This is a genomic window from Achromobacter sp. (genome assembly GCF_049647645.1).
GTDB lineage: Bacteria > Pseudomonadota > Gammaproteobacteria > Burkholderiales > Burkholderiaceae_B > Achromobacter.
Genome location: NZ_JBARYB010000128.1, coordinates 1 through 1830, shown reverse-complemented (window position 1 = coordinate 1830; position 1830 = coordinate 1). Strand labels below are relative to the sequence as shown.

Below are 1830 nucleotides of genomic sequence, written 5' to 3'. Positions count from 1 at the left end.
CCCACGCGCTTGAGCAGCGGCACGCGCGCCGGCAGGTAGCCGCGCTGCGCGGCGAGCGCGGCAGCGTCTGGCGGCAGCGTGGTCAGGACGATGCTGCCCACGGACAAGGGACGTGGCAGCGAGCCGGTGCCGTCGCCCAGCGGCTCGACGCGATACCAGCCGACCGCCACGCTGTCGGACGGGTTGTAGATCAGGCGCGGCAGCGGATGCACGAAGGACGCCCAGGCCAGCGCAGCCAGACCGCAGGCAGACAGGCCCGCCAGCACGAGGCGAGCGCGCAGGCGCGAGCGAGGATGCGGCGCGGTGCCGGCAGTGGAAATGGCGGTCATGGTAGTGCCCTCCCGGTCAGCCAGGCGGCGTGCCGCTCGGCGGTGTATTCGGGCAGCGGCAAGCGTGCGGCGAGCCGGTTGGCGAGCGTGCGCCAGTACGCCGGCGACACGCTGACGGGCGCGATGCCCAGCGCCTCGATGGCGTCGATGCGCTCTAGCACGGCGCGCACCTGCATCTCGCCTTCGGCGTGCAGCAGCAGGCGTGCGCCGGGCTGCACGCCGGGGATGCGCTGTGCCGCATCGAGCGGCGTGCAAGCCTGCATGACCATGAGCTGCCAGCGAATCGTGCCGTAGTCGTTGGCCTGCCAGCGGATGCGGCAAAACATGGCGCCCGGCTGGAACACCGCGCAGCGCCGCCAGCGATCGAGCTGATGCATGCGCGCGGGTTCGCCGAAGCGCAGGTAGAGCTTGAAGCGTGGTTCGATGTAGGCCAGTGCCACGCGCGTCAACGGCGCGCTGGCAAGCTGGCCGGAAGGCGCTGCGAGCGCAGCCGTAGCCGCGCCAGCGGCAGGCGAAGCGGATGCGGTCATGGTGCGTTCTCCCTGCGATGCTCTGGAAACTCACGCTCCAGCAGGCCGCGCAGCAGATCGGCCACGGTCACGCCCTGCGTGAAGGCCGACACCTTGATGCGCGCGCGCAGCGCGGGCGTGATGTCGAGGGTCAGGCGGGCGGTGTAGAGGTCGCCCTTGTTGAGCGCATCGACGTCGCCTTGGCGAATCCACGCCTCGGCGTGCGGATTCGCGGGCGGACGCGCGCCGATGCCGACGCGCTTTGCCGTGCTTCTGCTGTTCGGTGGCGGCTTCTCGGTCATGTCGGCCACCGCAGCAGTTCGTCCACCAGGGCGGTGATTTCGCGCGCGGCGGCGCTGTCCGGCGCCGTCTCGCGTGCAAGCCGGCCAGCGGCCACGCTGTCGGCGAACACGATGCGCTGATGCACTTCCGAGCGCAGCGCAGGAAGCGGTTGGTCAGCCAGCGCCTGGCGCGCTTCGCGCCCGATCACGGTGGTACTGACCCGCCGATTGATGACGAAGGCCGCGCGCAGCGCGGGCCGAAACACCTGCGCTTCGCGGATCAGCGCCACCATCTCGGCGCTGGCCCACAGGTCGTAGGGGCTGGGCTGCACCGGGATCAACACGCGATTCGCCGCCAGCAACGCCGAGCGGGCGAGGGCGGCGATGCGCGGTGGTCCGTCGATGATCACGTGATCGGCACGACGAGCCAGCTCCGGGGCTTCCTGATGCAGCGTCTCGCGCGCCAGGCCGACGGCGCTGAACAGCCTGGGCAAGCCCTGCTGGCTGCGTCGCTGCGTCCAGTCCAGCGCCGAGCCTTGCGGGTCGGCATCGAGCAGGATGACGTTCTGTCCGCGCAGGGCCAGTTCACCGGCGATATGGGTGGCCAGGGTGGTCTTGCCCACCCCGCCTTTCTGGTTGAGCAGAGCGACGATCATGGCCGGACCTCCCCGGTCAGACTGTCCCGATCAGCAGCTGTCCACACACAGGCGC

The 1830-nt window shown here is 70.7% G+C and carries 3 protein-coding genes and 1 pseudogene; all 4 read right to left on the bottom strand.

Annotated elements, in window-relative coordinates; all coding sequences use genetic code 11:
- A pseudogene (locus WBB14_RS15075) lies at positions 1-329 on the bottom strand (S26 family signal peptidase); the annotation flags it as partial.
- On the bottom strand, positions 326-859 hold the full coding sequence (locus WBB14_RS15070) for a DUF2840 domain-containing protein (protein WP_424240542.1): 534 nt from the start codon (positions 857-859) through the stop codon (positions 326-328). The pseudogene WBB14_RS15075 and the gene WBB14_RS15070, both read right to left, overlap by 4 nt.
- Positions 856-1140, bottom strand: coding sequence for a hypothetical protein (locus WBB14_RS15065; protein WP_031346928.1), 285 nt, complete (start codon positions 1138-1140; stop codon positions 856-858). Before WBB14_RS15065 ends, WBB14_RS15070 begins: the two co-directional genes overlap by 4 nt.
- Positions 1137-1775 (bottom strand): ParA family partition ATPase, encoded by a 639-nt coding sequence (parA, locus tag WBB14_RS15060; RefSeq protein WP_424240541.1) that lies wholly within the window; start codon positions 1773-1775, stop codon positions 1137-1139. Before parA ends, WBB14_RS15065 begins: the two co-directional genes overlap by 4 nt.
- Positions 1776-1830: the final 55 nt, after the last annotated feature.